Origin of the sequence: Staphylococcus sp. HMSC056G08 (genome assembly GCF_001812305.1) — a bacterium.
Classification (GTDB): domain Bacteria; phylum Bacillota; class Bacilli; order Staphylococcales; family Staphylococcaceae; genus Staphylococcus; species Staphylococcus simulans.
Genome location: NZ_KV808529.1, coordinates 40055 through 41815, shown reverse-complemented (window position 1 = coordinate 41815; position 1761 = coordinate 40055). Strand labels below are relative to the sequence as shown.

The 1761-nt window shown below is 42.4% G+C and carries 1 pseudogene; it reads right to left on the bottom strand.

Annotation, left to right across the window (positions count from 1 at the left end):
* Positions 1-1761, bottom strand: a pseudogene (locus HMPREF2846_RS14490) (DUF4988 domain-containing protein); the annotation flags it as partial.

The following is a 1761-nucleotide window of genomic DNA, read 5'->3' as shown; positions in this document are numbered from 1 at the left end:
CAGGGGCAGTTTTTTCAACTGTAATTGATTTACCGTCTTGTGCTTTAGGGATTGTTACTTCATGGCCATCTGAGAAGACAACTTTCGTGCTGCCATCTGGTTGAACTTCAGAAGATTTAACTGTCACGGATGTTCCATCTGCACCATTCGCACCAGTATCACCTTTATCGCCTTTTTCACCTTTAGGAATAGTAACTTCTTTACCATCACTAAATGTAACTTTTGTATCACCATTTTCTTGTGGTTCTACTTTTGCGACTGTAATTGATTGGCCATCTTTACCGTCTTGTCCTGCGGCGCCTTGTGCACCTGTGTCACCTTTTTCACCTTTTGCGATTGTGACTGTAGTACCATCTGAGAATGTTACTTTTGTATCGCCTTCTGGTGTTTTTTCAGTGTCTTGAACTGTAATTGATTGACCTGCGGCACCTGTTTCACCAGTATCGCCTTTATCACCTTTCGCACCTTTAGGAATCACAACTTTAGTGCCGTCTGAGAATGTCACTTCAGTGTTACCATCTGGAGTTTGTGTAGATCCTGTAACTGTTAATGGTGTTGCATCTTTACCTGCTTCACCTTGAGCCCCAGCATCTCCTTTTTCTCCTTTAGGAATAGTAACTTCTTTACCGTCACTAAATATTACTTTAGTTGAACCATCTGGTTGCGGTTCTACTTTAGCGACTGTGATTGATTGACCATCTGCACCATTTTGTCCAGCGTCACCTTTATCGCCTTTTTCTCCTTTAGGAATAATTACTTCATGGCCATCACTGAATGTCACTTTCGTTGATCCGTCTGGTTGAACAGCAGTTCCTGTAACTGTAACTGATTTACCATCCGTACCATTTACGCCATCTTTCGCTTTCGGAATGACAACTTTAGATCCGTCTGAGAATGTCACTTCTGTATTGCCATCTTTATCAGGTTGAACGCTTTGTACAGTAATAGATTGACCGTCTTTACCATTTTGTCCATCAACACCAGCTGCACCTGTGTCACCTTTTTCACCTTTTGCGATTGTGACTGTAGTACCATCTGAGAATGTGACTTTCGTATCGCCCTCTGGTGTTTTTTCAGTGCTTTGGACTGTAATAGATTTTCCGTCTTTACCATCCACGCTGTCTTTCGCTTTCGGAATCACGACTTTAGATCCGTCTGAGAAGTTAACCACTGTATTACCATCTGCATCAGGAGCAGAGTTTTCTACAGTAATAGATTTACCATCTTGACCTGCATCACCTTTGTCGCCTTTTTCTCCTTTAGGAATCACAATTTCACGTCCATCACTGAATGTGACTTTTGTAGAACCGTCAGGTTGAACTTCGCTGCCAGTGACTGTAATTGATTGACCATCTTTACCATCTACGCCGTCTTTCGCTTTCGGAATGACAACTTTAGAACCGTCGCTGAATGTCACTTCTGTATTGCCTTCTGGTGTTTGTGTTGAACCTGTGATTGTTAATGGAGCCGCGTCTTTACCAGCTGCCCCTGTATCACCTTTATCTCCTTTTGGAATTGTGACTGTTTTACCATCTGAGAATGTCACAACTGTGTTGCCATCTGCATCAGGTTTTGAACTATCTACCGTTACAGATTGACCATCAGCACCTTTAGGAATTGTGATGACTTTACCGTCAGAGAATGTGACTTTTGTAGCGCCTTCTGGTGTTGTTTCAGTAGCGGTAATTGTGATTGCTTTACCGTCTTTACCATCTACGCCGTCTTTAGCTTTCGGAATGACAACTTTAGATCCGTCTGAGA